31 protein-coding genes are annotated in these 26,407 nt (G+C 64.7%); 21 read left to right on the forward strand and 10 right to left on the reverse strand.

Going from position 1 to position 26,407, the window contains the following annotated elements; translation table 11 throughout:
- Positions 1–84 precede the first annotated feature (84 nt).
- The 4 genes from K307_RS08595 to K307_RS08610 all read left to right on the forward strand — a co-directional run bounded on the left by K307_RS08595 (position 85) and on the right by K307_RS08610 (position 3,838).
- The gene (locus K307_RS08595) at positions 85–981 is read left to right on the forward strand and encodes a LysR family transcriptional regulator (protein ID WP_042881657.1); all 897 of its coding nucleotides are present in this window, start codon (positions 85–87) and stop codon (positions 979–981) included.
- A gap of 85 nt (positions 982–1,066) precedes the next feature.
- Positions 1,067–1,537 carry a DUF1801 domain-containing protein gene (locus K307_RS08600; RefSeq protein WP_042877580.1) on the forward strand — a complete coding sequence of 157 codons (471 nt, stop codon included), beginning with the start codon at positions 1,067–1,069 and terminating at the stop codon, positions 1,535–1,537.
- 123 nt (positions 1,538–1,660) lie between these two features.
- Positions 1,661–2,698 (forward strand): transporter, encoded by a 1,038-nt coding sequence (locus K307_RS08605; protein WP_042877581.1) that lies wholly within the window; start codon positions 1,661–1,663, stop codon positions 2,696–2,698.
- A gap of 60 nt (positions 2,699–2,758) precedes the next feature.
- On the forward strand, positions 2,759–3,838 hold the full coding sequence (locus K307_RS08610) for a mechanosensitive ion channel family protein (protein ID WP_042877582.1): 1,080 nt from the start codon (positions 2,759–2,761) through the stop codon (positions 3,836–3,838).
- A 43-nt stretch (positions 3,839–3,881) separates the two neighbouring features.
- Here K307_RS08610 and K307_RS08615 read toward each other — a convergent pair whose 3' ends face one another.
- Entirely contained in the window at positions 3,882–4,487 is a 606-nt protein-coding gene (locus K307_RS08615) for a J domain-containing protein (protein ID WP_080744964.1), read from the reverse strand.
- Positions 4,488–4,826: 339 nt separating this feature from the next.
- On the opposite strand from K307_RS08615, the gene K307_RS08620 reads away from it, so the two are divergent.
- Entirely contained in the window at positions 4,827–5,069 is a 243-nt protein-coding gene (locus K307_RS08620) for a hypothetical protein (protein ID WP_042877584.1), read from the forward strand.
- 429 nt (positions 5,070–5,498) lie between these two features.
- Positions 5,499–6,113: a VOC family protein gene (locus K307_RS08625; RefSeq protein WP_042877585.1), complete on the forward strand. Its 615-nt coding sequence runs from the start codon at positions 5,499–5,501 to the stop codon at positions 6,111–6,113.
- A gap of 14 nt (positions 6,114–6,127) precedes the next feature.
- On the opposite strand, the gene K307_RS08630 is transcribed toward K307_RS08625, so the two are convergent.
- Positions 6,128–6,745 (reverse strand): LysE family translocator, encoded by a 618-nt coding sequence (locus K307_RS08630; protein WP_042877586.1) that lies wholly within the window; start codon positions 6,743–6,745, stop codon positions 6,128–6,130.
- An 80-nt stretch (positions 6,746–6,825) separates the two neighbouring features.
- The gene (locus K307_RS08635) at positions 6,826–7,449 is read right to left on the reverse strand and encodes an FMN-binding negative transcriptional regulator (protein WP_042881659.1); all 624 of its coding nucleotides are present in this window, start codon (positions 7,447–7,449) and stop codon (positions 6,826–6,828) included.
- An 84-nt stretch (positions 7,450–7,533) separates the two neighbouring features.
- Between K307_RS08635 and K307_RS08640 the strand changes: the two genes are divergently transcribed.
- Positions 7,534–9,069: a PLP-dependent aminotransferase family protein gene (locus tag K307_RS08640; RefSeq protein ID WP_051974772.1), complete on the forward strand. Its 1,536-nt coding sequence runs from the start codon at positions 7,534–7,536 to the stop codon at positions 9,067–9,069.
- 35 nt (positions 9,070–9,104) lie between these two features.
- On the opposite strand, the gene K307_RS08645 is transcribed toward K307_RS08640, so the two are convergent.
- Positions 9,105–9,329 (reverse strand): DUF2188 domain-containing protein, encoded by a 225-nt coding sequence (locus tag K307_RS08645; protein ID WP_042877587.1) that lies wholly within the window; start codon positions 9,327–9,329, stop codon positions 9,105–9,107.
- A 105-nt stretch (positions 9,330–9,434) separates the two neighbouring features.
- Complete coding sequence (locus K307_RS49330; RefSeq protein WP_080745119.1) at positions 9,435–9,674, reverse strand: GDCCVxC domain-containing (seleno)protein; 240 nt, start codon at positions 9,672–9,674, stop codon at positions 9,435–9,437.
- 151 nt (positions 9,675–9,825) lie between these two features.
- Here K307_RS49330 and K307_RS08650 point away from each other — a divergent pair, with 151 nt between their 5' ends.
- Positions 9,826–10,266, forward strand: coding sequence for a MerR family transcriptional regulator (locus tag K307_RS08650; protein ID WP_042877588.1), 441 nt, complete (start codon positions 9,826–9,828; stop codon positions 10,264–10,266).
- Positions 10,267–10,392: 126 nt separating this feature from the next.
- On the forward strand, positions 10,393–10,836 hold the full coding sequence (locus K307_RS08655; RefSeq protein WP_042877589.1) for a PPC domain-containing DNA-binding protein: 444 nt from the start codon (positions 10,393–10,395) through the stop codon (positions 10,834–10,836).
- Positions 10,837–10,928: 92 nt separating this feature from the next.
- Here K307_RS08655 and K307_RS08660 read toward each other — a convergent pair whose 3' ends face one another.
- Positions 10,929–12,152 carry a polyhydroxyalkanoate depolymerase gene (locus K307_RS08660; RefSeq protein ID WP_042877590.1) on the reverse strand — a complete coding sequence of 408 codons (1,224 nt, stop codon included), beginning with the start codon at positions 12,150–12,152 and terminating at the stop codon, positions 10,929–10,931.
- 705 nt (positions 12,153–12,857) lie between these two features.
- Here K307_RS08660 and K307_RS08665 point away from each other — a divergent pair.
- Both K307_RS08665 and K307_RS08670 read left to right on the forward strand, forming a co-directional pair.
- On the forward strand, positions 12,858–13,262 hold the full coding sequence (locus K307_RS08665) for a VOC family protein (protein ID WP_042877591.1): 405 nt from the start codon (positions 12,858–12,860) through the stop codon (positions 13,260–13,262).
- 186 nt (positions 13,263–13,448) lie between these two features.
- Positions 13,449–13,757, forward strand: a complete 309-nt coding sequence (locus K307_RS08670; protein ID WP_230625603.1) for a penicillin-binding protein — start codon at positions 13,449–13,451, stop codon at positions 13,755–13,757.
- Between the two features lie 26 nt (positions 13,758–13,783).
- Here the strand turns inward: K307_RS08670 and K307_RS08675 are convergent, their stop codons facing one another.
- Positions 13,784–14,227 (reverse strand): GNAT family N-acetyltransferase, encoded by a 444-nt coding sequence (locus K307_RS08675; protein ID WP_042877593.1) that lies wholly within the window; start codon positions 14,225–14,227, stop codon positions 13,784–13,786.
- Between the two features lie 192 nt (positions 14,228–14,419).
- The gene (locus tag K307_RS08680) at positions 14,420–15,340 is read right to left on the reverse strand and encodes a LysR family transcriptional regulator (RefSeq protein ID WP_042877594.1); all 921 of its coding nucleotides are present in this window, start codon (positions 15,338–15,340) and stop codon (positions 14,420–14,422) included.
- 103 nt (positions 15,341–15,443) lie between these two features.
- On the opposite strand from K307_RS08680, the gene K307_RS08685 reads away from it, so the two are divergent.
- The 3 genes from K307_RS08685 to leuD are packed head-to-tail and all read left to right on the forward strand — an operon-like array spanning position 15,444 to position 18,482.
- Positions 15,444–16,406, forward strand: a complete 963-nt coding sequence (locus tag K307_RS08685; protein WP_042877595.1) for a tripartite tricarboxylate transporter substrate binding protein — start codon at positions 15,444–15,446, stop codon at positions 16,404–16,406.
- 20 nt (positions 16,407–16,426) lie between these two features.
- Positions 16,427–17,845: a 3-isopropylmalate dehydratase large subunit gene (gene leuC / locus K307_RS08690; protein ID WP_042877596.1), complete on the forward strand. Its 1,419-nt coding sequence runs from the start codon at positions 16,427–16,429 to the stop codon at positions 17,843–17,845.
- Positions 17,838–18,482, forward strand: a complete 645-nt coding sequence (leuD, locus tag K307_RS08695; RefSeq protein ID WP_042877597.1) for a 3-isopropylmalate dehydratase small subunit — start codon at positions 17,838–17,840, stop codon at positions 18,480–18,482. The genes leuC and leuD overlap by 8 nt, the downstream gene beginning before the upstream one ends.
- Before the next feature lie 6 nt (positions 18,483–18,488).
- On the opposite strand, the gene K307_RS08700 is transcribed toward leuD, so the two are convergent.
- A complete protein-coding gene (locus K307_RS08700) occupies positions 18,489–19,241 on the reverse strand; it encodes a GntR family transcriptional regulator (RefSeq protein ID WP_051974773.1) in 753 nt (250 codons plus the stop codon).
- A gap of 1 nt (position 19,242) precedes the next feature.
- The gene (locus K307_RS08705; protein ID WP_042877598.1) at positions 19,243–20,931 is read right to left on the reverse strand and encodes a sigma-54-dependent Fis family transcriptional regulator; all 1,689 of its coding nucleotides are present in this window, start codon (positions 20,929–20,931) and stop codon (positions 19,243–19,245) included.
- 315 nt (positions 20,932–21,246) lie between these two features.
- Between K307_RS08705 and K307_RS08710 the strand changes: the two genes are divergently transcribed.
- The 7 genes from K307_RS08710 to K307_RS08740 are packed head-to-tail and all read left to right on the forward strand — an operon-like array spanning position 21,247 to position 26,204.
- The gene (locus tag K307_RS08710) at positions 21,247–21,492 is read left to right on the forward strand and encodes a phenol hydroxylase subunit (RefSeq protein WP_042877599.1); all 246 of its coding nucleotides are present in this window, start codon (positions 21,247–21,249) and stop codon (positions 21,490–21,492) included.
- Positions 21,489–22,484, forward strand: coding sequence for an aromatic/alkene monooxygenase hydroxylase subunit beta (locus tag K307_RS08715; protein ID WP_042877600.1), 996 nt, complete (start codon positions 21,489–21,491; stop codon positions 22,482–22,484). Before K307_RS08710 ends, K307_RS08715 begins: the two co-directional genes overlap by 4 nt.
- A gap of 32 nt (positions 22,485–22,516) precedes the next feature.
- Positions 22,517–22,786, forward strand: a complete 270-nt coding sequence (locus tag K307_RS08720) for an MmoB/DmpM family protein (RefSeq protein WP_042877601.1) — start codon at positions 22,517–22,519, stop codon at positions 22,784–22,786.
- A gap of 50 nt (positions 22,787–22,836) precedes the next feature.
- A complete protein-coding gene (locus K307_RS08725) occupies positions 22,837–24,384 on the forward strand; it encodes an aromatic/alkene/methane monooxygenase hydroxylase/oxygenase subunit alpha (RefSeq protein ID WP_042877602.1) in 1,548 nt (515 codons plus the stop codon).
- Positions 24,385–24,400: 16 nt separating this feature from the next.
- The gene (locus K307_RS08730) at positions 24,401–24,757 is read left to right on the forward strand and encodes a phenol hydroxylase subunit P4 (protein WP_042877603.1); all 357 of its coding nucleotides are present in this window, start codon (positions 24,401–24,403) and stop codon (positions 24,755–24,757) included.
- Between the two features lie 39 nt (positions 24,758–24,796).
- A complete protein-coding gene (locus tag K307_RS08735; protein WP_042877604.1) occupies positions 24,797–25,855 on the forward strand; it encodes an NADH:ubiquinone reductase (Na(+)-transporting) subunit F in 1,059 nt (352 codons plus the stop codon).
- A gap of 1 nt (position 25,856) precedes the next feature.
- Positions 25,857–26,204 carry a 2Fe-2S iron-sulfur cluster-binding protein gene (locus K307_RS08740; protein WP_042877605.1) on the forward strand — a complete coding sequence of 116 codons (348 nt, stop codon included), beginning with the start codon at positions 25,857–25,859 and terminating at the stop codon, positions 26,202–26,204.
- Positions 26,205–26,407: the final 203 nt, after the last annotated feature.

The following is a 26,407-nucleotide window of genomic DNA, read 5'->3' on the forward strand; positions in this document are numbered from 1 at the left end:
GTTGCGAATGAGCTCAGTTTGCGAACTCCGGTGTCAAAAGGAAATTGCCTATAATCGGCTGGCCGCTAAAGAAAATTGTATAGCATGCTCAAGAGCGAACCGAACTGGGAGTGGTACCGGACCTTTCTTCATGTGCTGGAAACCGGCTCGCTGTCCGCCGCCGGGCGTGCGATGGGCCTGACGCAGCCGACTGTCGGCCGGCACATCGACAGCCTTGAGGCCGCCTTGGGGCTGAAGCTGTTCACCCGCTCTTTCGACGGCTTCGCGCCGACTGACGCTGCGCACGAGCTGAGGCCCTATGCCACCGGCATTGCTGCGACGGCAGCGGCAATGCGGCGGGTCGCCAGCAGCCACGGCTCGGGCGTGCGCGGCACGGTCCGGTTGTCGGCGAGCGAAGTCATCGGCGTCGAAGTGCTGCCGCCGTTACTCGCGGCACTGCGCAATGCGCATCCAGAATTGAATATCGAGCTGGTCCTGTCGAATCGGGTGGACGACCTGCTGCGTCGCGAGGCGGATATTGCAGTACGAATGTTCCGGCCGGAGCAGGAAGCGCTGGTGGCCAAGCGTGTGGGCGGGATCGAACTGGGCCTGCATGCCCATGAAAGCTATCTGGCATCCCATGGCGTGCCGGAATCGCTGGAGGCGCTGTCCGGTTTTGCGGTCATCGGCTTCGATCAGGAGAATGAGTTTATCCGCCGCTTGCTGGAAACATTCAAAGCGTTCCCGCGAGACAACCTGGCATTTCGCTCTGACAGTGATCTGGCGCAGCTGGGGGCAATCCGGGCGGGGTTCGGCATTGGCGTGTGCCAGTCGGCGCTGGCGGCGCGGGACAAGCGACTGGTCAGGGTCCTGCATAATCAGTTCTCTGTGACGATGGATACCTGGGTAGCCATGCACGAGGATTTGCGCGGGAGTGCCCGATGTGCGGTGACGTTTGCCGCGCTGGCTTCGGGCTTGCATGCCTACGTCCAGGGTTTGTAGACGTATCTGTCTGCGTCCATGACTTGCATCACCTTCGTCGCCAATCGTGCGAACCGTTTTCGGTTGGCACCAGGGAGTGAAGGCAATGACCAACAAAACATCCATGAAGCGGCCGGAGGCCGCAAAGAGGGCCGCCGCTAAGCAGGGCGCCGCGAAGCCGACCCTCCTCGCGGGCGGCAACCCTCAGATTGCGAGAGCGGACGGGGATGCCCCCGTGCAGGCCTACATTGCTGCCATGCCGGGCTGGAAGCGCGACGCGGGGCGCCGCCTCGACGCGCTCATCGTGCGCAACGTGCCCAACGTCTGCAAGGCCGTGAGGTGGAACTCGCCTTTCTATGGTATCGAGGGCCAGGGCTGGTTTCTCAGCATCCATTGCTTCACGAAGTACATCAAGGTGGCTTTCTTCCGCGGCGCGTCGCTGCGTCCGGTCCCCCCGGTCGAGTCCAAGGACAAGAACACGCGCTACGTCCACATCCACGAAGACGACAAGCTCGATGAGGAACTGGTGACGAGCTGGATCCGGCAGGCATCGGAGCTGCCCGGCTGGATCCCATAGCGCTTGCGGGGATCCCCGCAAGCGCCACCGCAGACGGCGGGAGTGTCGCGACAGCCGATCCTCGACTGTCATCGCGCCGTGCTAACGTCGCACCCAGGCACATTGGATGTGGAGGGAGTTTGCATGCAAGCGGGCATTGTCGAGGCCGGCTACGGGTCGGACCCGGTCGGTCTGGTCAGCGGGTTCCTGTTCGCGCCCGGCGGGCCGGTGCGCGAGATCGATTCCCATGCCGCGGCGGCGTGGCTGCAGCAGATGCCGTCGCAACCGCCGGACGCCGCGCACCATCGCCCCTTCCTGTGGCTGCACTTCAACCTGTCGCACAGCGCATGCGAACGCTGGATGAAGGCGCATCTTGGCCTGCCGGACGAATACTTCGAGGCGCTGCGGCAGGGCTCGCGCTCGACGCGGATCGAGCGCCAGGACGTCGCCCTGCTGGCCGTCGTCAACGACGTTATCTACAACTTCGGCGTCACGTCGACGGACGTCTCCACGTTGTGGGCCCACGCCGATCACCGCCTGCTGGTGACGGCCCGCGCCCGACCGCTGCGATCCGTGGACCGGCTGCGGGCGGCGGTGCGGCGCGGCGAGGCTTTCCGCTCGCCGCTGGACCTCGTGGTGCACCTGTTGCGCGACCAGGCCGACGTGCTGGTGCAGATCGTGCGCGAGACCGGTGTGAGCGTCGACCAGATCGAGGACCAGTTGTTGTCGCAGCGCCTGCACGGTAACCGCGCCGACCTGGGTGCGATGCGGCGCGGGCTGGTGCGGCTGCAACGGCTGCTGGCGCCCGAGCCTGGCGCGCTGTTCCGGCTACTGAACCGGCCGCCGGCCTGGCTGCAGGAAACGGACTTGCAGGAGCTGCGTGAATCGACCGAGGAATTCTCGCTCGTACTCAACGACCTGGCCGCGTTGGTCGAACGCATCAAACTGCTGCAAGAGGAAATCGCCGCCAAGCTCAACGAGCAAACCAACCGCACGTTGTTTACCCTGACGCTGGTGACGGTACTGGCGCTCCCGATCAACATCGTGGCCGGCTTTTTCGGCATGAATGTGGGCGGGATCCCGCTGGCCGATCACCCGCACGGATTCTGGGTACTGGTGGCGCTAGTGGCCAGTTTCACGGTGCTGGCCGGGCGCTGGGCGTTCCGCAAGCAGGCCGGGTAGGCAGGGCTGGCATCAGCGACGTGCCACGGCCGCGCAACCCGCAATGAAACAGGACGACGCATGAATGCTGCAAACCTCCTCGCTCACCCTTGGTTCGGCACATGGACCGCGGCCCTGATCGCTGTCGTCGTCGCGCTGATCGCGCATCGCCTTGGCGGTCTGCTGCTGTTGCGTATGACCCGGACCGCGCCGGTGCTGCGTGCCATCGTGATAAAAGCGCGCGCCCCCTCGAAGGCAGTCTTGCCCCTGCTGGCGTTGCAGACCGTCTGGCAGGCTGCGCCAGACGATCTGCACTGGATCGGCAGCGTGCGGCATCTCAACGGGCTGCTGATGATTGTCGCGACCACCTGGCTTGCGGCGCGCATCATCGCCGGCTTTGCGCAAGGGGTATTGGACCGGCACCCGGTGGATGTGGAGGACAATGTGGGGGCACGGCGCATCCACACCCAAACACGCGTGCTCTCGCGCATTGCGATGACGCTGGTCGTGGTGATGGGTGCGGCAATGCTGCTCATGACCTTTCCAGGCGCGCGGCAAGTTGGCGCCAGCTTGCTGGCCTCGGCAGGCGTGGTCGGTCTGATCGCCGGCTTTGCCGCCAAGCCGGTGTTCAGCAACATGATCGCCGGACTGCAACTCGCCCTGACTCAGCCAATCCGGCTCGATGACGTACTCATCGTCGAAGGCGAGTGGGGCCGCGTGGAGGAGATTACCGGCACGTACGTTGTGCTCCGGATATGGGACGAGCGTCGTCTCATTATCCCGCTCCAGTATTTCATTGAGAAGCCGTTCCAGAACTGGACCCGCAACAACGCGCAGCTCATGGGATCGGTGTTCTTCCACGTGGACTATGGCATGCCACTGGCACCGCTGCGCAAGGAACTGGAGCGCATCGTGCGCGCAGCGCCTGAGTGGGACCAGCGGTTCTTCAATCTGGTGGTCACCGACGCCACGGAGCGGACGATGCAGATACGCGTACTGTGCACCGCGGCCTCCTCTGGCCAGGCGTGGGACCTGCGCTGCGTGGTGCGCGAGGGGCTGATCGACTTCATGCAGCGCGAGTTCCCGCAGTACCTGCCGCGGCTGCGAATTGAAAGCGACGCCCATACGCCTCTGGGAAACAACCCGGCGCACGCCACCTGAATGCTGCCAGGCACAGGCTCGGATTGTTCGGCAGCGACCCCCGCTACGTGCGGATGCCGAACAAGCCGTGCCAGAACGAATCGAAGGCGCCGGTGTGCCGCCTGGGCCGCGCCACCTCGTCGGGGTTTGACGCCGCCGCCCCGGCGGACGTCGGGGCAGCCTCGGTGTCAGGCGCGTCCGCGGCCGGCGCATTTGCGCGCCGCGACTCCTGCAGGGCCCATACGCTGTCCGCGATGCGTGCCGCCAGTTCCGCGTCGCAGTCCCGGCCGAGCAGCACGCCGAAGAGGACGTCGCGGTTGTGGCCATCGTCGGCAAACTGCATAGCGATCGCGACCATCTTCTCGTAGTGTTCCTGCGCGAGGCGCTGGCGCTCGCGTTGCGCCGCGCGCTCCTGTTCTTCCTGCGCCTCGCGCTCCGCGTGCCAGCGCTGCATCTCCCGCTCAAACACCTCGTCGTAGATCTGGCGCTGCCCGGCGTCTGAAAGAATGGTGTAGGCGTCGCGAATTTCCTGGAATGCCGCGTGCGCCTCCACCTCGCGGCCAAGGTTGCGGTCGGGGTGCCATTTCATGGCGGCGCGGCGGTAGGCGCGCTTGATCTCGTCCAGGGTGGCGTCCGGTTGCACGCCGAGGGTCGTGTAGAGGGTTGTCATGGCCGATGGGGCGGCTGCTGGGCGGGCATTCATCCTAGCACGGGATGCCCCGCCAGCACGTCACTGCCACGTCGACGCGGGGGCTCCCGCGCAACGCCCCCGCAACCATGCAAGGCGCCGCACATATCTGCATGCCCGCCGTCCATAGCGGCGTTGCGCTGGGCGCGCACTGTTCGCCGCACACGAACCACCGTCAGGAGTGTCGGAAATTCCCCATCAGTTTTCGTCCTTTATGGGACGGCTTTTACACCCTGGCCTGCGGCACAGCGTGGCATGGCACATGCGTATCGGGCGTGAGCGATATCGCACCGCTCATCACCAACTTGCGAGGAGACCAACATGACCAAACTGACCATCCGCGACCTCCCACAGCTGCGCAAACTCGACCAGGCCGCGCGCGCCGCCGTCCTCGGTGGGATGGGCTACCTGGACGCCGAGCCACTGATCCTGACCCATCCCGACGCCAGCTTTGTGCCGGTGCGCGTGCAGTGGCTGCTGCGGAACCTGCCGCCTTTCATCTATCATCCGCCCGTCTTCCCCGGCCCGGCCATTCCGAACGGGGCGCCGACGGTCGGCGTGTAATGGGGCTTCGACGACTTCACGCGCAAGGTTCCGGGGCCAGGTCCGCTTCCGGGTTCACCCCGGAAGCGGACCTGGCACGAATCCGGAGCAGTTGTATGCCGCTGGTCCAGCGATAGGCTAGTGGACGTCATCGGCGAGAACCTGTGCTGCGTGCTTCGGGGTGAGGTGACGGGCGGGTCTCTCATGGTCCGCCGCACCGGTGGCATCCCCCACATCGTGTGCGCTTCTCGTTCGTATTGGAGGCGAGATTGACCATCGACGATCTCCTATAGTTCCGATCACGGCCACTCTCACTGACGCGGTCAATGCGCGCGAGGGCCACCTCGCTCACTTCCACGAGGCATCAGCCATGGAAGCCAGGCATCGCGGCCGGCCACGAGGACGTTGGATGCATCCGTCCAATCCCATCCCTCTGAACGGAGGTCTATCGTGAACACTAATGCCACCAACGACATGAAGCTCGAAGTTGTCGTCATCCCCGTTTCGGACGTGGATCGCGCCAAGCGCTTCTACGGCGACCTCGGCTGGAAGCTCGACGCCGACTTCCCTAAGGGCGACGCGTTTCGGATCCTGCAGTTCACGCCTCCGGGCTCGCCGTGTTCGATCCACTTCGGCACGGGAATCACGTCCGCCGAGCCGGGCTCGGTACAAGGACTCTATCTCGTCGTGTCCGACATCGAGGCAGCTCGCGCCGAGCTCGTCGAGCGCGGTGTCGACATGAGCGAAGTATTCCACCGTGCCGTCGGTGAACCCCCTCAGGATGGCCCGCATCCGCAGCGGCAGACCTACTCCTCGTACGCAACGTTCAGCGACCCGGACGGCAACAGCTGGCTGTTGCAGGAGGTCACCGCGCGCTTGCCCGGACGCGTGAATGCGGACACGACATTCACCTCGTCGACTGATCTCGCGGCCGCGCTCCGGCGTGCGGCGGTTGCGCATGGCGAGCACGAGAAGCGCAACGGCGGCAAGCACGATGAGAATTGGCCGGACTGGTACGCCGAGTACATCGTGCGGGAGCAGTCTGGCGAGGAACCGCCGGCGTAGGCCGCGGAGGAACGCTATGCCTCGCGCCGAGCCAGCGCCAGGAACGCGCCCAAGCCCAGCATCGTGACCCCCGACACACGGGTCATCAATCGGGCGCGTACTGCGCGGGCGGCGCCAGACTTGAGCCAACGATGAGCGGCAAGCACTGCAAAAACGTCCACCAGCGTGTTGAGCGCGACGCAGATGCTGCCCAGCAGCACTAGCTGCGGTACGAGGGGTTCGCCTGGCGAGACAAACTGCGGCAGGAACGCCAGAAAGAATAGTGCGGTCTTGACATTCAAGACCTCGACCACGATGCCCTCGACCAGGGCGCGGCGCGCGCCTTGAGACGGCACGGCATCAACCGTGACCGGCTGTTCCTTGCGCATCAACATGCGAATTCCCAGGTACACCAGATAGGCCGCACCAAGGTACTTGAGCAGGTTGAACGCCATGGCGGACTGGGCAATGATCAGCGACAGGCCCAAGGTTCCCGCGAGCACATGGAGCATGCCTCCGAGGCCGGTGCCGAAGCATGAAGCCAGGCCCTCCGATCGGCCGCCAGCCACCGTTCGGGCAACGACATAGGCGACGCCCGGGCCTGGGGTGATGGCAAGAACGACGGCAGCGATCAGGAAGGGGATGAATGACATGGTGTGGGTAGTTCTTTAATGGTGGAGCCTTGCTGAGCCCGGACCGGGCCAATCATGTATGGGTCTGAATGGCCGCTTGTTCATCCGGCTTTGCGCATGGACTGCGCCAGTTCGCCATACCCCCGCGCCTCCAGGGTGTTGGCAGCACTGAGGCGATCACGCGGCTCCCTGTTCTGGCTGAGCTTTACCTTGCCCACCAGCGAAGCGATGGCGATCTCGATGCCCACGATGTTGCGCAGCATGCTGTCGATGTACTCGGGCGCGGAGTCCCCCATCTTCCAGGGCCTGGGTTCAGCCGCCTCGTGTCGCCGTGTCAGGCGCGCGACGAGGCGGCGAACGAAGCGCTCGTCGTCATGCACGGTGAGCGTGCCATGCGCGTGTACCACCTCGTAGTTCCAGGTCGGCACCTGGCGGTGCGCCTCATGCTTGCTCGGGTACCAGTTGGGCGAGATGTAGGCCTCGGCGCCGCGAAACACGACCATGACCGGCGTGCCCGTGGGGCAACGCTGCCAGAGCGGGTTGGCACGGGCCACGTGGGCTGTGAGTACGCCGTGCGTTCCCTCGCCGGCATCGAACTCGAACGGAATGTGGTCGGCATCCAGTCCGGCGCTTCCTTGTGTGACCAGCATCCCCAGCGGGTGCTCGCGGATGATGCGGGCGAGTTCCTCGGGGCGGTTTTCAGCAAAGTGGGCAGGGATGTACATGGTGGCCGAATCGGAGGCGATGGAATTCTCGATACTCTCGCCCACAACTGGCACAATCAGAAGGTCCAGTTTTGAAGATTCTTTATGAACCAGTCTCGCCAGCCGACCGGTAACCGTCCCGGAGCCACGGGGGCGGGGCGCCGCATCTACGACCTGCTGCGCGCCCAGATCGCAGACGGCACGCTGCCTCCGGGAGCGCGGGCGCCGTCCACGCGCGCCCTGGCGTCCGAGCTGGGGGTATCGCGTACCACCGTCACCGCCACCTACGAACAACTCGCGGCCGAGGGCTTCCTCGTCACGTCCATGGGGCGGGTGGCCCGGATCGCCAGCCCCTTGGTGGCGCCGGCACCCACCGGGGTGGCGTCAGGCCGGCGTGCCAAATCTGCCTTAACTCTGTCCGAGTTCGGGCGCCGCGTGGCGGGAATCGGCATGCCGGGACTGCCTCAGGCCGAACCGGTTCGCTTCGACTTCCTGTATGGCGCGGTGGCTTCGCGGGACTTTCCAACCCTGGCCTGGCGGCGTGCCTACCAGGCCGAACTGCTGCGTCAGCAAAACAGCCTGTACTACGCCCCGCCCGAAGGTGACGCGTCGCTGCGACGCGCCCTCCAGGGATATTTGCGACGTGCCCGGGGGCTTGCCTGCGAGGCCGAGCAGATCGTGGTGGTGCATGGCTCGCAGCAGGCCATCGACCTGTGCGCACGGATGCTGCTGGATGCCGGTGACGCCTTTGTCTTTGAAGACCCGGGTTACCTGATGGCGAGGCGCTGCTTCGAGGCGACCGGCGCCAGGTGCTTGGCCACGCCAGTGGACGGGCATGGCCTGGATACCGCCAGCCTTCCCCAGGGCGATCGTGTCCGCCTGGCGTATGTAACGCCATCGCACCAGTTCCCACTGGGGGGCGTGCTGCCGATCGGCCGGCGGCTGGACCTGCTGCAATGGGCCCGGCGCCATGATGCCTGGATCATCGAGGACGACTACGACGGCGAGTTCCGTTACGGCCAGCGCCCGATCGACACGCTGCAGTCGATCGACACCGACGGGCGCGTGATCTACATCGGCACCTTCTCCAAGGCGCTGTCCCCGCAACTGCGGCTCGGCTATCTGGTGCTGCCGCCTGAGCTGGTGCCGGTGTTCCGGCAGGCCAAGCGGCTGGCTGACCGCCATGCGCCCGTGCTGGAGCAGCGTGTGCTGGCGTCGCTGATCGATAGTGGCGCCTACGAGCGCCATGTCCGGCGCATGCGTCGGGAGAACGAGCGCCGCCGTGCGGCCTTGCTGGATGGCATTACGCGCCAGCTGCCTGGGGACGCCGAGGTCAGCGGTACGGCGGCCGGGTTGCATGTGGTGCTGTGGTTGCCGTCCCTGCGGTCCCAGGACGAGCCAAGGCTGGTGGCCGCTGCCCGCAGCAAGGACGTGGGCGTCTACCCGGTATCGCCGTTGTTTGCCGGGCCTCAGTCGCACAGCCAGTCTCGGCCGGCGGGGTTGGTGCTGGGCTATGCCAGTCTGACGACCGAGCAGATTCAGCAGGGGATGCGTACCTTGGGCGCAGTGATTGCGGCGATGGGCGTGGGGGAGCTGGCAGGCGAGGTGAGTTTCCCGGCTGGGTCGTCAGGGCTACGCTGACAACGGCTTTCGGGTAAGTCGACGATTGGCCGGCGTCACTGCTGCGGCTCCTGTTGCTTGTCGCCGCACGCGTTGCGCAAGTGCACATCCCCGTCGTGACGATGTATGTGCAATTCGGCGTTCTCTCGCCTGGCCACGTCCCAACCCGCAGCGATTGCCGCTTCCATGGTCGGAAATCTCTGGGCCTTTATATCCAGGCCGCCGAACTCCAATTCCCAACCATGTTCTGCGGGCCGAACGCGAATGATCCGCGATTGCATGATGACCCCTCTCTAAATTTTCCGCGACATATAGCGGGCATCGCGTACTGTCGCGCCCGTCGAATTCTGGCCTGGAACAGCAATGGCCTGCGTGAGTGATGCGATTCAGCGAGGAGTGCCAGCCGTCGGCGAACAGCACGAGCAAGACTGCTGCTGCTGCATGGGCGGGCACCTTTCGGTGCCATACGAGCAGAAGACGCAGCAATCACCGGCCTTGGGCTTTAGCACCGCGTGGCAGCGCTCGCACTCATAGCACCACTGGCAGGCATCAACGGGCATGGTTTCTTCTTTTGCATGTGCGCACTTGGGGCAGGTGATGATTGACTGCAGCTTGACGGCGCTCATCATTTCTCTTTGCCTCACGGCCGAGGGGCAGTAGACGGTCACCGAGCCTGGCGAGCTGATCCCCGGCGTTGCCCATCGAAATGCAATTCGCCCTTCCCTTATGTGCGGTTTAGGCCTAGCCTAGGTGCGTACCAAGGTACGGAGTCAAGCGATGGAGCACACACTAACAATCGGGAAGCTGGCCAAGGCGGCTGGTGTTGGCGTGGAGACGGTACGCTACTACCATCGGTGCGGGCTGCTGCCGGTGCCAGAGCGTGCCTATGGCACCATTCGCCAGTATTCGCAACAGAGCTTGCAGCGGCTTCATTTCATTCGCCAGGCCCAGTCGCTCGGGTTCACCCTGGATGAAGTCGGAGTACTGCTGCGACAGAACGATGGCAGCACGTGCAGCACAGCCCGCGCACTGGCCGAGCAAAAGCTCAGCCTTGTGGAGGAGAGATTGAAGGATTTGCGACGATTGCGCGCGGAACTGAAGAATCTCATTGGGCAATGCCACGCCAATGGCAATGAGGCTGCTTGCCCCTTGATTGACACTTTGTCTGCCAACATGAGATCAGAGAACGCTCGTGACGCTCCATTTCGGGGTCGGTGAACGAGGTCCGCTGATTGAGACGGTTCGGCCTTTCCTTCAACGCCTGTTATGCGCGAGAGCTGGCGCTCAATGGCGATCGATCTCAATGCGGCTTAACCTGTCACGGAGCCCCCAACCTGGAGCGCGATGCAAGCCCATCCTCTGCGCCTCTCTCCCGGCGACGATCTGCGTGTCGCACTCGAAGACGTGCTGCGTCAGTTCACGTTGCGTGCGGCCTTCGTAATCCAGGGCATCGGGAGCCTCAGCGTTGCCAAATTGCGATTTGCCGGGGACGAGGATCCTACCGAGCTGCGTGACAATCTGGAAATCCTGACGCTCGCCGGATCCCTATCATCTGATGGAGCGCACCTGCACTTGTCGGTTGCCGACCCGCGCGGTCGAGTGTTCGGTGGTCATGTGGCACGCGGGTGCACGGTCCGTACAACCGCGGAGATATTGCTGGCGCTTCTTCCCGAACATCGTTTCTCCCGGGAGTACGACCTGAATTCAGGGTTCATGGAACTGGTGATACGAAATGAACCGCCACTGGAGCAGCCTCGACGCATAGACCCGGGCAGCGTGGATGAATGACGTCTTTCGACTGCGGATTGTCGCCTGCCAGGAGCGGGCTGCGGTCGACCCCTGCCGACCCCCCTCTCGGCCGTTCCCGCTCGCAGCCGCGCTCAATCACCGCACCGTTGAATGAACTGCGTAATGGCAGGCAGGATGGATTGCTGGAATCCCTGGCCGGCGAAAGTCCCGTAGTGGCCCACGCCGTCAACAACCAGGTGTTCTTTCCGGTCGGCGGCAAGGCCTGCGCAGAGCGCGTGCGCCGCTTCGGTCTGGCCGCGGCCGGTGATGTCATCTTCGCTGCCTTCGATGGTCAGCAGTGAAACGTTCGTAATGGCCTCGGGGTAGACGCGGCGCTGGCCGACTTCCATGCAGCCGCGGCACAGGTGATGCTCCAGGAAAACCTTCTGGATGGTTTCCAGGTAGTACTCGGCCGGCACGTCGAGCACGGCGTTGTACTCGTCATAGAACTTGCGATGCCTGGCAGCCTCGTTCTGCCTGCCATCGACCAGGTGACGGTAAAAATCAAGGTGCGCACCGGCGTGGCGTGCGACGTTCATCGAGACGAAGCCTGCAAGCTGAAGGAAGCCCGGATAAACCTGGCGTCCTTTTCCCGGGTAGCCGGTGGGTACCCGTTCGATGACGTTTGACTCGAACCATGGCAGCGAATATTTTTGCGCGAACTGGTTGACCGCCGTCGGGCTTACGCGGGTGTCGATCGGCGCGGCGATGATGGTCATGGAGCGGGGCTGCGACTGCTCGCTGTCTTCTGCCATCTGGGCGATCGCACAGAGCACCGGGACCCCCGGCTGACAAACCGCCAAGATATGCGTGCCGGCGCCGAGGTATCGCAAGAACTTTTTCAGGTAATCGACATAGCCGCCAAGATCGAAGCACCCGGCGTCAAGCGGGACCAGGCGCGCATCCGCCCAGTCGGTGATGTAGACATCATGCTCGGGCAGCAATGCTTCGACCGTCGGGCGCAGGAGGGTGGCGTAGTGGCCCGAGAGCGGAGCCACGAGCAGAACCCGGGGGCCAGGGCAGGGCATGTCTTTCCTGAAATGCAGCAGCCGGCAGAAGGGCTCGTCGATGACCGCTGTCTCGGTAACGGCCACCGGTTGCCCGCGGACGATGACTTCATCGATCGCAAAGCGAGGTTTTCCATAGGCCTTGGTAAGCCGGGTGAACAACTCGAATGCGGCGTCGGCCTCGCGGAGCCCCGGAAGCCAGGCCACCGACTCGCCCCAGAAATTGACTGCACGATAGCCTGCCTCGATCATCGCCCCGAGCGGTTCGAGGGACTGCAGCGTGAGTTCCCGCAGAGCATAGAGCGCCATTGAAATTCCCGCCTTTTGAATTGGGGATGGTGCGTTGTTTTGAGGCCGGAACCGGCAAACCGGGCAGAAATCAGTGCCCCTGTGCCGGCGCTGCGCGATGATGGGCGCGCTCGTCAGCGGCAAAGCCGACTTCGCGCAAGGTGGGCGGGCGGGCGGCAGGCTTCTGCCGCGGGTCCGTCAGTGGGAAGGTGGCGCTGGCGCACTGGGAAGTGCTGCGCGCGACTCAGGTGTCTTCGATGCCGGATTGACTGGCTGCGGGAAGCGCCGGTTTTGCCGTTGCGGCTGGCGCGGCCGGTGCGGCCGGACAGATGCGCACGGCCCAGATTGCACGCGGATCGGCTCGAATACTGCATGACTTCCCCCACCACTCAAAGCCACCAACACTGCATCACAATGCCAGCGGAACAACGTGCATTCAAGTTACGCGATTTACATTCAGTAACATATTCGATCTAACCCTATTGCAACGATTTGCATATTTTTTTCGCAACGAAAGTATGGAAATGGCGCAATACGATGCGAACGTCAGGCTAGATGTAGGCGCGATGTGATCTGCTATTCCCGGCACCCCCAACGCAGCTCGGTCATCTGCTGGGCCATTTGTAAATTTTTGCAAGTATCGTGACCGGGTTGGGGTAACCCGCGACGATCGACTAGGTTGAAGCCTTGGGCCGCGCGGCCACCATTAACCCAGGAGGGTGTCCCATGCTTCAGAACAGTGACGTCGCGACCAGGATTCCGGCGCAAGACCTCGCGCGAGCAAGATCCTTCTATTCGAGCAAGCTCGGTCTGGAGCCGGTCGAGGAACGGCCCGGCGGCCTGCGCTACAAGTGCGGCAACAGCTATTTCGTGCTCTTCAAGTCGGCTGGCTCGGCTTCTGGCAGTCACACACAAATGGCCTGGGAGGTCGATGACATTGAGGCCACGCTTAATGAGCTACGGCGGCGCGGAGTCGCGTTCGAAGAATACGATCTTCCCGGCCTCAAGACCGTCAATGGGATCGCCGAGGTCGAGGGAAACTATCCGTCCAAGGGTGGTGTGGGCGAGAGAGGTGCCTGGTTCAGAGACAGCGAGGGCAACCTCCTTGCCATCGGGCAGCCGATCCGGTGAGCTCGGCATCCACAGCGTGCTGGCGCACACCTGGCAAGCTGTGTCTCTTCGCCAATGTCGCCTAATCTTGTGTCTTAGCGATCAGCGAGTGGAAAACTCATCAAGAATCGCAACGCGTACATTTTCGGTCCGGGGCTGACGGAAGGTGTCATCACCATGCGACTCTCACTAATAGTCAGCGGCGCCATGCTGGCGCTTTCGGCATGTACATTGGCTCCGGCCGACACAGGCGCATTTACCGTCATGGGGCCGGCCAGCTTCGATCGCACCTTCACCGCGGCAGCCGCGGCAATGCGCGACCAGGGCCTGGCGATCAGCGTCGAGGACCCGGTCACTGGCGTGGTCGTCGGCAGTCTGGATAGCCGCACGGTGATGGCCGGTGTTCACCAGCAGGCAGACGGCTACGTGCGGGTGGAATTCGACAGCATGGCTGCAAATGATCCGGCCTTGATGGCGCGCATTTCACGTAGCTACAACCGCCGCATGGGGCGCTGAACCGCGTCAGAGGTCAAGCGTTTGCCTTACCTCAGTTCGCAATGCATGCACAACCCTGGCGGAATGCCGGCAATCTTCAGCGTATGCGAAGCCCGCACCGCGTCCGGCAGGGTTTCCGCCGAGATCAGGCTGAATCCGTATCGGGCGAAGTAGCTCGGGCAGTTGCTGGTCGCCAGTACCGCGCGACGGATTCCCAGGGTGCGTGCGCGCATCAGGACAGCGTTTACCAGGTGTGTCGCGACACCTTGCTGGCGGTACTCCCGCAGCACGGCGACGGATCGGACGACGGCGATGTCGTCGTATTTCTCGGCGCCTGCGCACCCCACGATCTGGCCATTCAGGACGGCGACATGGAGTGAGTCAATGTCGGCTGAAATATCGTGGAAATCCAACCCGCATTCCGCAAGCACCTTGGCGACTGCTGCCAGGTCTTCCGTGGCTGCAGTGCGGATGCGTAATTCTCTGATCATATTTAGTGAAGCTTGTCGCCGCTGTCCCCCGTGCACAGGCGACGTTGATGTATTTTGTTGCGACCGCGAAAGTACCGTGCCAGTCGCGTTTCGCCAAGCCTTTCGGACAAGGGGAAACCCGCAAATTGCGGGTAATCACGGACAAGGACGACATTTGAAAAGTAACTTTTCGGCGCTCGCGGCAACGAATCGCTACCAATAGCCGTCCAGGCCGCCCGACCCACGCCGATCGGCAAACCGTTCCACCAGAAAATCCACCAGCGCCCGAACCTTCTCCGGCCGGTTGTTCCGCGCCGGAAAAACCAGGTAGATATCCGCCGGCGAAAACTGCCATTGCGGCAACACCCGCCGCAACGCGCCGCTGCGCAAATGCTCCGCGACGTCCCACTCCGAGCGCACGATCAATCCCTGCCCATCGAGCGCCCACGCCAGCGCGGATTCCCCGTCGTTGGTGCTCATGGTGCCGCGGACCTTGATGGTTTCCTGCTGCGCGCCGTTGCGCATATGCCAGGTGCCAAAGGTCTCGTCGGCCTCGCGGATAAAGATGCAGTTGTGCCGCGCAAGCTCGCGCGGGCTTGACGGCGCGCCGGCCGCTTCAAGGTAAGACGGCGCGGCGCAAAGCAGCCGGCGGTTATTGGCCAGCAGCCGCGCGGTCAGCCGCACATCGGGCATCTCGCCGAAATGGATCAGGGCGTCCAGGCCCTGTTCGACCAGGTTCAGCGGACGGTCGCTCAGGTAGAGCTGGACCTCGATCTTGGGGAATTTGCGTGAAAACGCCGACAGCGCCGGCGCGATATGCCTGCGCCCGAACCCCAGCGTTGCCCCGATCTTCAGCAGCCCGTGCGGCGTACTGCTGCTGCCGGCGATGGTGCGCTCGAGCGCTTCCATTTCCGCGAGGATGCGTGCGCCTTCCACCAGGTAGTTTTCTCCTTCCGGCGTCAGGCTGATACGGCGCGTCGTCCGGTGCAGCAGCCGCACGCCCAGGCGGGCCTCGAGACCCGCAAGCCGTTTGCTGACCGCGGGTGGCGTGACGCCGAGTTCCTGCGCCGCGCCGGCAAGGGTTCCGTGCTTGTTGATGCACAGGAAGAAGGCGAGGTCGGAGAAATTGTCCATTGGTGAATCGAGGGAACTAAAGAAGTAACGCAGGCTGAATTATGTTTCTTCGGGTAAATGATACGATGGTTTCCATAACGATTCATACTCATAGGAGACCTTCGTGAAGCTTGCCCACCTCACCGCGTTGCTGGTTTGCGCCGCCACCATCGGCACCGCCTCTGCCCAGTCCTATCCCCAACGCCCGGTCCGCCTGATCGTGCCATATGCCCCCGGCGGCAGCGCCGATATCGCCGCACGCCTGGTCTCGGAGGCCTGGTCGAAGAGCCTAGGCGGCACTATCGTCGTGGAAAACCGTGCCGGCGCCGGCGGCAATATCGGCGTCGATGCCGTCGCCAAGGCGCCCGCCGATGGCTACACGATCGGCCTGCAGACCGTGTCGCTGGCGATCAACCCGGGCCTGTTCCCGCGCATGCCGTACGACACGCTGAAGGACCTGTCCCCGATCGGCATGGTCGCGAGCTCGCAGCATGTGCTGGTGGTCAACAACAATGTGCCCGCCAGGAACCTGAAGGAACTGATCTCGGTGGCGAAGGCCAAGCCCGGCAAGCTGACGTATGGCTCGGCGGGCAATGGCAGCACCTTCCATATGTCCGCCGAGCTGTTCAAGTCCGTCGCCAACGTCTCCATCGTCCATATCCCGTATCGCGGCGGCGGCCCGGCGCTGGTCGACACCATTGCCGGCCAGGTCGACATGAGCTTCCCGGTGGTGTCGGCCGCCCAGCAGCACGTAGCCGGCGGCAAGCTCAGGGCGCTCGCCGTGACCGGTTCGAAGCGCACGCCGCTGCTGCCGGATGTCCCGACCGCGGCTGAGGCGGGACTGCCCGACTACACCTTCGAGACGTGGTTCATGGTGTTTGCGCCGGCCGGCACGCCCAAGCCCGTGATCGACAAGCTGAACGCCGCCCTGAACACCGCGCTGGCAACGCAGGCGAACAAGGACCGGATGCTCAAGGAAGGCTTCGAGCCGACGCCGACCACGCCCGAGGCCGCGCGCCAGCGCCTGGAAAAAGAAATGCCCATGTGGGCCAGACTGATCAAGCAGCGCGGCATCACCGCGGAATGACTGTAGACAAGGCTGTAGCAATGACCCAGAAGACCCTATACCAGAAGCTGGTCGACTCCCACACGGTTGCCAGGATCGATGACGACAACGTGCTGTTGTACTGCGACTTGCACCTGATGAACGAGTACACCAGCCCGCAGGCCTTTGCCGGGCTGCATGAGCAAGGCCGCGGTGTGCTGGTCCCGGGACAGAACGTCTCCGTCGTCAGCCATATCATCCCGACGCACCCGACCGCGATCCGCGTGATCGCGGATCCGGCCTCGGCGCTGCAGGCCACCAACCTGCGCGACAACTGCAACCGGCACGCGATTCCGCTGTTCGACACCAACGACACGCTGCAAGGCATCGAGCACGTGATCGCGCCCGAGCACGGCATGATCCGGCCGGGCATGGTGGTGATTTGCGGCGACAGCCATACCACGACCTACGGTGCGCTCGGCGCGCTGGGCTTCGGCATCGGTACCTCGGAGGTCGAGCATGTGCTGGCGACGCAGACGCTGGTCTACCGAATGGCAAAGACCATGCGCATCCGCGTGGACGGCAAGCTCCCGGTCGGCACGACCGCCAAGGACCTGATCCTGAAGATCATCGGTGCGATCGGCGCACAGGGCGCGCGCGGCTATGTCGTCGAGTATTGCGGATCGGCCATTCGCGACCTGAGCGTCGAGGCACGCTTTACGCTGTGCAATATGACCGTGGAAGCCGCGGCGCGCGGCGCGCTGATCGCGCCGGATGCGGTGGCCATCGACTATGTGCTGCGCCGTGCGGTCGACATCGACGGTCCGCAGCGCGACGCTGCGCTGCGCTACTGGGAAACGCTGCAAAGCGATCCGGACGCCCGCTTCGACATGGAGTTTGTGTTCGATGCCAGCGATATCGAGCCGTACGTGACCTGGGGAACCAGCCCGGACCAGGCGCTGCCGGTTTCCGGACGCATTCCGTTCCCGGAAGACCAGATCGACGAGGCGGAGCAGCGCTCGGTCGAGCGGGCGCTGGCCTACACGCACCTGCAGCCGGGCGCGGCGGTGGAAGGCACGGCGATCCAGCACGTCTTTATCGGCTCATGTACCAACGGGCGCATCGAGGATCTGCGCGCGGTGGCCAGCGTGGTGCGCGGCAGGAAGGTGGCGGCAGGGGTCAGGGCCATGGTGGTGCCGGGGTCGGGCGCGGTCAAGGCGCAGGCCGAACGCGAAGGCCTGGCCGATATCCTGACCGCCGCCGGCTTCGAATGGCGGCAGCCGGGCTGCTCGATGTGTCTGGCCATGAACGACGACGTACTCGCCGACGGCGTGCGCTGTGCTTCCACCACCAACCGCAATTTCGAGGGCAGGCAAGGGCGCGGCGCCATCACGCACCTGATGAGCCCGGCCATGGCTGCCGCCGCGGCGGTCACCGGCGCCATCACCGACGTCCGCAAGCTGGAGATCTCCCATGTCTGACAACACCTGCATCACCGGCAAGGCCGCCGCGATCCGCTTCGAGAACCTCGATACCGACCAGATCATCCCCAAGCAGTTCCTGCGCGGGATCGACAAGTCCGGGCTGGCCCAGGGCATTCTCTATGACCACCGCTTCGATGCGACCGGGGCGTTGCGCCCGGACTTCGTGCTGAACCGGCCAGAGTACGCGGGCACCAGCATCCTGGTCGGCGGCGCAAACTTCGGCTGCGGATCGAGCCGGGAGCACGCGGTGTGGGGGCTGCAGCAGTTCGGCATCCGTGCCGTCATTGCCCCGAGCTTCGGCGAAATCTTCTACTCGAACGCGATGAACAACCGGCTGCTGCTGGTGATGCTGCCGCGCGATGTGATCGAGCAGTTGATGAACGATGTGGACGCGAACAGCGACAACGCCATCCGCATCGATGTCGAGGCGATGCGGGTGCGCACGCCTGCGGGAGAGTATCCGTTCGAGCTGTCGGCGCGCCATCGCCGCATGTTCCTCGAGGGACTGGACATGATCGGGCTCTCGCTGAAACAGCGCGGGGAGATCGAGCAGTTCGCCGAGAACTACTGGGCGCGGTTTCCCTGGGCGAAGGACGTGGCCAGGCGGACGCGAGACCGGTTGGGGGCGACCTGAACGGCCTCAGCAGAACGGCAGTGTCCCGGCCGGCGCGTTCCTGACGATGGTGAGCGTCGTGCTGATGTGGTCTTCCAGCGCGAGCGCCGCGCGGGCATCGGCGCGGCGCATCGCCGCGTCGAAGATGCACTGGTGTTCCGCATGCACGTCGCGATGCGTGCTGTCCAGGCCGATGCAGACGCGGCGATAGCGTTCGCCCTGCTGCGACAGCATGCGCAGGATCAGGTAGGTCCAGGGCGACGCCGCGGCCGAGATCAGGGCCTCATGGAAGCGGCGGTTGCAGGCTTCCCACGCGGTACGGTGCTCGACGGATATCGGCTGCTCCCACGCGGACAGCGCTTCGAAACTCTCCCTGACCCGCTGCTCCCACGCCGCATCGCCGCACCGCACGGACTCGCGCAAGGCATCGACCTCGATATGGATGCGCAGCCGCGTGATCGCCTCCAGGTCGGCCACCGACATCGGCGTGACCCGGAATCCGCGCTGCCCTTCGGCGATGACCAGCGCATCGCTCACCAGCCGCGTCAGCGCCTCGCGCAGCGTGCCGGCGCCCACGCCGTAGACATCCTTCAGATGCTCGACGCGCAGCTTCGTGCCCGGCGGATAGTGTCCCTCGATGATGTGCTGCCGCAACTGGTGATAGGCGTGCTCGCCCAGCGTGCGGGCGTGCGGGCCGGCGGCGGGCTCGTCGGGCAGGGCGTCCGCAGTCCCGTCCGGCGGCGGGACGACGCAGGCAGGGGATGGCAGGACAGTGTTCATCTCAGGCGCCCTCCTGGTCCTGTTTGCGATTGAGTCGATAGCTGAGCTGCGCGCGGGTCAGGCCCAGCAGCCGGGCGGCAGCCGAGAGGTTGCCATTCGAGCGCTCGACCGCTTCGTGCAGCAGCGCCCGTTCCAGTCCTTCCAATCCGCCGCTGCATTCTTGCAGCTGGTCGAGCAGCGAATGGCAGTCGACCTTCACGGCCGTCCCTTGCTGGATCTGCCCGGCATGGTCGACTGTGGCGCCTTCCGGCAGGCTCAGGCCGGGGAACAGGTCTTTTGCATCGATGGCGCGATTGGGCCGTGCGAGGATGACCGCCCGTTCGATCAGGTTTTCCAGTTCGCGCACGTTGCCCGGCCATTGATACCGGCGCAGCGACTCGCAGGCGTAGTCGGTAAGCGTCGGCACCGGCTTGCCGTGTACCGACGCAAAGCGTCCCAGCATGGTCTGCGCGAGCGGCTCGATGTCTTCCTCACGCTCGCGCAGCGGAGGGATCAGCACCGGGTAGACATTGAGCCGGTAGTAGAGATCCGCGCGAAAGCGGCCTTCCTTGACGGCCTGCTCGAGATCCCGATTGGTGGCGGCAACGAGCCGCACATCCACCTTGCGGCTCTGCGTGGCGCCGAGCCGTTCCACTTCTCCCTCCTGCAAGACCCGCAGCAGCTTGGCCTGTACGTCGAGCGGCAGTTCGCCGATCTCGTCGAGGAACAAGGTGCCGCCGTGGGCGCGTTCGAACCGGCCCGGGCGCGCGCTCTGCGAGCCGGTGAAGGCGCCTTTCTCGGCGCCGAACAGCTCGGACTCGATCAGTGCATGCGGGATCGCGGCGCAGTTGACGGCGACGAACGCCTTGTCGGCGCGCGGGCTCAGGCTGTGCAGCGCGCGCGCAAAACGCTCCTTGCCGACGCCGGTCTCGCCGGTCAGCAGCACGGTGACGCGCGTGGGGGCCGCGGTCTCCAGCAAGGTGTAGGCCTCGCGGATGGCATTGGACCGGCCGACCAGCCGGGTGCGGTCGGCGTCGGGGGCGATCTCCAGGCGCAGCGATTCGACCTCGGTCTGCAGTTCGCGGATCGTGCTGAGCAGCGAGCTGGCCTTGAACCACGACGACATCTCCTCCGCGTCCGGCCATTCCTCCGCCGGCTTGCCCACGATCATGCAGTGGCCGTTATGCATGCCGGCGCAGGCGGTCTCCTTGAACAGGATGGTGCGGCCCATGAAGGCGCTGGTGTAGCCGGTGGCGTAGCCGATCAGCATCCAGCACACCGGCTCTTCCTGCGGGCCGAACACGCGCTTGTGCGCCTCGGCCTCCCATGAATGTTCCCAGCGGTACTCGCCGTAAAAGTCGCCGGTAGCCGGGTCCGCCTCGAAGCGGACCGGCGTGACCTGCACCGAGCCTTCCAGCATGTGCAGCTGCGGGCCGACGTTGAACATGTCTTGCAATGACCCGCCGCTCCGGATCTCGCGGGCGAGGGCCGCATCGCGCTCGCCCGAGGCGAAGCCCACGCGCGTGAACAGCCGCCGCGTCTGCGCCGGCCCCAAGCTCTCCATCAGTTCCTGCCTCAGCGTGCCGAGGGCAGCGGCGTGAAGCAGCACCATGCGCTGGCCGGCCAGCCAGATACGGCCGTCGGCGGCGGAGAAGTGGATCAGCCGCCGCAGGTCGGCGTCTGAAGGCAGGGGCAGGCGGGGCTGCGTCATGCTGTCTCCATCGAGATTTTTATGTTTTGCCGCGTAGGGGTCGCGCTCAGGCCGCTGCGCTCGTCCGTTTCACCATTTCATCAAACCGGTGCTGGTGGCGTTGTTGAAATCATCAAAAACCGCTCTGCATCAAGGGTTTGAAGCATCTGCCTAAGAGCGGTGCGACAGAGGCGCGCGTTCTGGTTAACCAGCATTCTGCGGGTGTTCGGCCAACTTTGGCTCAGTGTTTTCCCTGAATTATCGAGATTCCGGGCCAGAAGCGGGCACGGCTGGCACGGCCGCTGCAATGAAAGGGGCACGGAGGCGACATTGACCATGACCCAGCAGACCCCAGCCAACCCGGCATTCGACCCTGGCCGCAAGTTCGTCCGGGTCACCGGCCTCAACCCGCGCGGATTCGTCGAGTTCGAGTTCGCGGTCGGCGGGCCGGAGATGTTCGTCGAACTGACCCTGCCCACCGACGCATTCGACGCGTTCTGCATCACGCAGAACGTCGTCCGGCTGGGTAGCCCAGGCACCGACTTCAACAGCGACCCCGCGACCCTCAGGAGCAACCCGTGACAATCGAGCTGAAAACCGTCGACATCAAGCCGCTACGGCAGACCTACGCGCACGTGGCGCGGCATATCGGTGGCGACAAGACGGCCTCGCGCTACCAGGAAGGCATGATGGGCGCGCAGTCGGAGACCAACTTCCACTACCGCCCGACCTGGGACCCAGCGCACCAGATCTTCGATGCCTCGCGCTCGGCGATCCGCATGGCGAGCTGGTACGTGCTGAGGGACCCGCGCCAGTACTATTACGCCTCCTGGGCCACGGCCCGCGCGCGCCAGCAGGACACGATGGAATCGAACTTCGAGTTCGTCGAGTCGCGCCGGATGATCGACCGGATGCCGCCGGACGTGGCAAAGCACGCGCTCGACGTGCTCGTGCCGCTGCGCCATGCCGCATGGGGCGCGAACATGAACAACGCGCAGGTTTGCGCACTGGGCTACGGCACCGCCTTCACCGCGGCGGCGATGTTCCACGCGATGGACAACCTCGGCGTCGCGCAATACCTGACGCGCCTGGCGCTGGCCGTGGCCGGCCCGGAGGTGCTCGACGCAGGGCGGCACGCCTGGCTCGAACACCCGGCATGGCAGCCGCTGCGCCACTACGTCGAGGACACCTTCGTCGTCGACGACCCCGTCGAGCTGTTCGTCGCCCAGAACCTGGCGCTCGACGGCCTGCTGTACCCGCTCATTTACGACCGCTTCGTCGACGAACGGATCGCGCTGGGCGGCGGCTCCGCGATCGCGATGCTGACGGCCTTCATGCCCGAGTGGCACGACGAGTCCAAGCGCTGGGTCGATGCCGTGGTGAAGACCATGGCGGCCGAGTCCGAAGACAACAAGGCACTGCTGGCGCGCTGGACCCGTGACTGGGCCGGGCGCGCGTTCGCCGCGCTGCTGCCGGTGGCTGGGCAGGCCTTCCAGCTCCATGCGCCCGAAGCGCTCGACGCGGTGCGCGAGCAGTTCCAGGCCCGGGTCTCGAAACTCGGCATCGCGCTTTGATCGCTCCCCTCAATCGCTCTGAAGGAAATCACATGTCCAATGTATTCATCGCCTTCCAGGCCAACGAGGAGTCCCGTCCGGTGGTCGAGGCCATCCTCGCCGACAACCCGGATGCGGTGCTGGTCGAGTCCCCCGGGATGGTCAAGATCGACGCGCCGGGCCACCTGACCATCCGCCGCCAGACCATCGAGGAACTGACCGGCACGCGCTTCGACCTGCAGCAGATCCAGGTCAACCTGATCACGCTGTCAGGCCATATCGAAGAAGACGACGACGCCTTCACGCTGAGCTGGAAGCACTGAACGCCCTGCGCAACGCCGCACCTGCCCCCAATAAAGAAGGAGACACGAACATGGAAACCCCGACGCTGAAGAAGAAGCTCGGCCTGAAGGAACGCTACGCCGCCATGACGCGCGGCCTGGGCTGGGACACCACCTACCAGCCGATGGACAAGGTCTTCCCATACGACCGCTACGAGGGCATCAAGATCCACGACTGGGACAAGTGGGTCGACCCGTTCCGCCTGACCATGGACGCGTACTGGAAGTACCAGGGCGAGAAGGAGAAGAAGCTCTACGCGGTGATCGACGCCTTCACGCAGAACAACGCCTTCCTCGGCGTGACCGACGCGCGCTACATCAATGCGCTGAAGCTGTTCGTGCAGGGCGTGACCCCGCTGGAATACCTGGCGCATCGCGGCTTCGCCCACGTCGGCCGCCACTTTACCGGCGAGGGCGCGCGCGTGGCCTGCCAGATGCAGTCGATCGACGAGCTGCGCCACTACCAGACCGAGACCCACGCGCTCTCCACCTACAACAAGTTCTTCAACGGCCTGCATCACTCCAACCACTGGTTCGACCGCGTCTGGTACCTGTCGGTGCCGAAGTCCTTCTTCGAGGACGCCTACTCGGCCGGCCCGTTCGAGTTCCTGACCGCGGTCAGCTTCTCGTTCGAGTATGTGCTGACCAACCTGCTGTTTGTGCCGTTCATGTCGGGCGCCGCCTACAACGGCGATATGTCGACGGTCACCTTCGGTTTCTCGGCCCAGTCCGACGAATCCCGCCACATGACGCTTGGCATCGAGTGCATCAAGTTCCTGCTGGAACAGGATCCCGACAACGTGCCCATCGTGCAGCGCTGGATCGACAAGTGGTTCTGGCGCGGCTACCGGCTGCTGACGCTGGTCGCGATGATGATGGACTACATGCAGCCCAAGCGCGTGATGAGCTGGCGCGAGTCGTGGGAGATGTATGCCGAGCAGAACGGCGGCGCGCTGTTCAAGGACCTGGCCCGCTACGGCATCCGCGAGCCCAAGGGCTGGCAGGACGCCTGCGAAGGCAAGGATCACATCAGCCACCAGGCCTGGGCGACCTTCTACGGCTTCAACGCGGCCGCCCCGCTTCACACCTGGGTGCCGCAGCAGGACGAGATGGCGTGGCTGTCCGCCAAGTATCCGGATACGTTCGACCAGCACTACCGTCCGCGACTGGAGCACTGGGACGAGCAGGCCAAGGCCGGCAACCGGTTCTACATAAAGACGCTGCCGATGCTGTGCCAGACCTGCCAGATCCCGATGCTGTTCACCGAACCGGGCGACCCCACCAGGCTCTGCGCGCGCGAATCGAACTACTTCGGCAACAAGTTCCACTTCTGCAGCGACCACTGCAAGGAGATCTTCGACCACGAGCCGGAGAAGTACGTGCAGGCGTGGCTGCCGGTGCACCAGATCTACCAGGGCAACTGCTTCAAGCCGGGCGTGGATCCGACCGCGGAAGGCTTCGATCCGCTGGCTGCGGTGCTCGACTACTACGAGGTGGAGCCCCGGGACACGATGGACTTCGAAGGCTCGGAAGACCAGAAGAACTTCGCGGCGTGGCGCGGCCAGGCCACCAGCAAATGACCGGCAGGAGACAGCCATGACCGTCAATGCGCTCAAGCCCTACGACTTCCCGCTGATGGACACGGTGGAGAAGTTCCCGGCGCCCTTGCTGTACGTGAACTGGGAACACCACCTGATGTTCCCGGCGCCGTTCTGCCTGCCGCTGCCGCCTGACACCCCGTTCAGCGCGCTCGCCGAACAGATCCTGCCGCCCGTCTACGGCTATCACCCGGACTTCGCCCGGATCGAATGGGATCGCGTGGAGTGGTTTCGCTCCGGTCAACCCTGGACGCCGGACACGTCGAAGAGCCTCGGCGAGAACGGGCTGGGGCACAAGGACCTGATCAGTTTCCGCACGCCGGGGCTGGACGGCATCGGCGGGGCATCGATCTGAGCGCCGGTCCGGTGCTCCAGGAATGACGAGGTATCCATCATGAGCCACCAACTTACCATCGAGCCGCTCGGCGCGACGATCGAGGTCGAGGAAGGGCAGACCATCCTCGATGCGGCGCTGCGCCAGGGCATCTATATCCCGCATGCCTGTTGCCACGGCCTGTGCGGGACCTGCAAGGTCTCGGTCCTCGACGGCGAGGCCGACCTGGGCGAGGCCAACCCGTTCGCGCTGATGGATTTCGAGCGCGAGGAGGGCAAGGTGCTGGCCTGCTGTGCGACGCTGCAGGCCGACACCACCATCGAGGCCGATGTCGACGAGGACCCGGATGGCGAGATCATCCCGGTGCGGGATTTCGAGGCCGAGGTGACGCGTATCGACCAGCTCACCCCGACCATCAAGGCCATCCGCGTGCGACTGTCCGAGCCGATGCGTTTCCAGGCGGGCCAGTACGTCCAGTTCGAGATCCCGGGCCTGGGCCAGACCCGCGCCTTCTCGATCGCCAACGCGCCGGCGGAGGTTGCCGCGACCGGCGAGATCGAGCTGAACGTGAGGCAGGTGCCGGGGGGGCTCGGCACCGGCTACCTGCACGAACAGCTCGCCGCGGGCGACCGCGTGCGCTTGTCCGGGCCCTATGGCCGCTTCTTCGTGCGCCGCTCGGCCGGGCTGCCGATGATCTTCATGGCGGGCGGCTCGGGGCTGTCGAGCCCGCGCTCCATGATCTGCGACCTGCTTGAGGGCGGCGTTACCGCGCCGATCACGCTGGTCTATGGCCAGCGCAATGCGAAGGAGCTGTACTACCACGACGAGTTCCGCGCGCTGAGCCAGCGCTATCCCAACTTCACCTACGTGCCGGCGCTGTCGGAGGGGGCGGGGGACGGCGAGGTCGCGCAGGGCTTCGTCCACGACGTCGCCAGGGCGCACTTCGACAACGACTTCTCGGGCCACCAGGCTTACCTGTGCGGACCGCCCGCGATGATCGACGCCTGCATCACGGCGCTGATGCAGGGCCGGCTGTTCGAGCGCGACATCTACCACGAGAAGTTCATCTCGGCGGCGGATGCGCAGCAGACCCGCAGCCCGCTGTTCCGCAAGGTGTGACGTGGACACGTGCATCAAAGCCACGGTGCGGGTCGCGCAGACGGGTGAGTCCTTTTCGTGCGCCGTCGGCGAATCGCTGCTCGCCGGCATGGCGAAGCTGGGCCGGCGCGGCATTCCGGTCGGCTGCCTGAACGGCGGCTGCGGGGTTTGCAAGGTGCGGGTGCTGTGCGGCGACGTGCGCAAGCTGGGCCCGGTCAGCCGCGCGCATGTCAGCGCCGACGAAGAGGGCGCGGGCTACACGCTGGCCTGCCGCGTGGCGCCTCAGGGCGACGTCGAGCTTGAGGTGGCCGGGAAGATGCAGAAGCCGTTCCTGTTCTGCGCACCGGGGGCATCGGGCATCAGGAAGTAAAGGGAGGTACTGAGACTGCTGACAAGGCTGAAACACCGAGTGTTTTCTCCCGCTCCCATTTATGGGAGAGGGGCGGGGGAGAGGGCGGGCGTCGCCACGAAGTGAAGCGCCACGATGCTTGCCATGCGCCTGCCCTCTCCCCCGGCCCCTCTCCCGCACGCGGGAGCAAACCGGCAACACGCAGGCTTTTCAATAAGCAACAG

The organism is Cupriavidus necator A5-1 (genome assembly GCF_000744095.1).
Lineage (GTDB): Bacteria > Pseudomonadota > Gammaproteobacteria > Burkholderiales > Burkholderiaceae > Cupriavidus > Cupriavidus necator_A.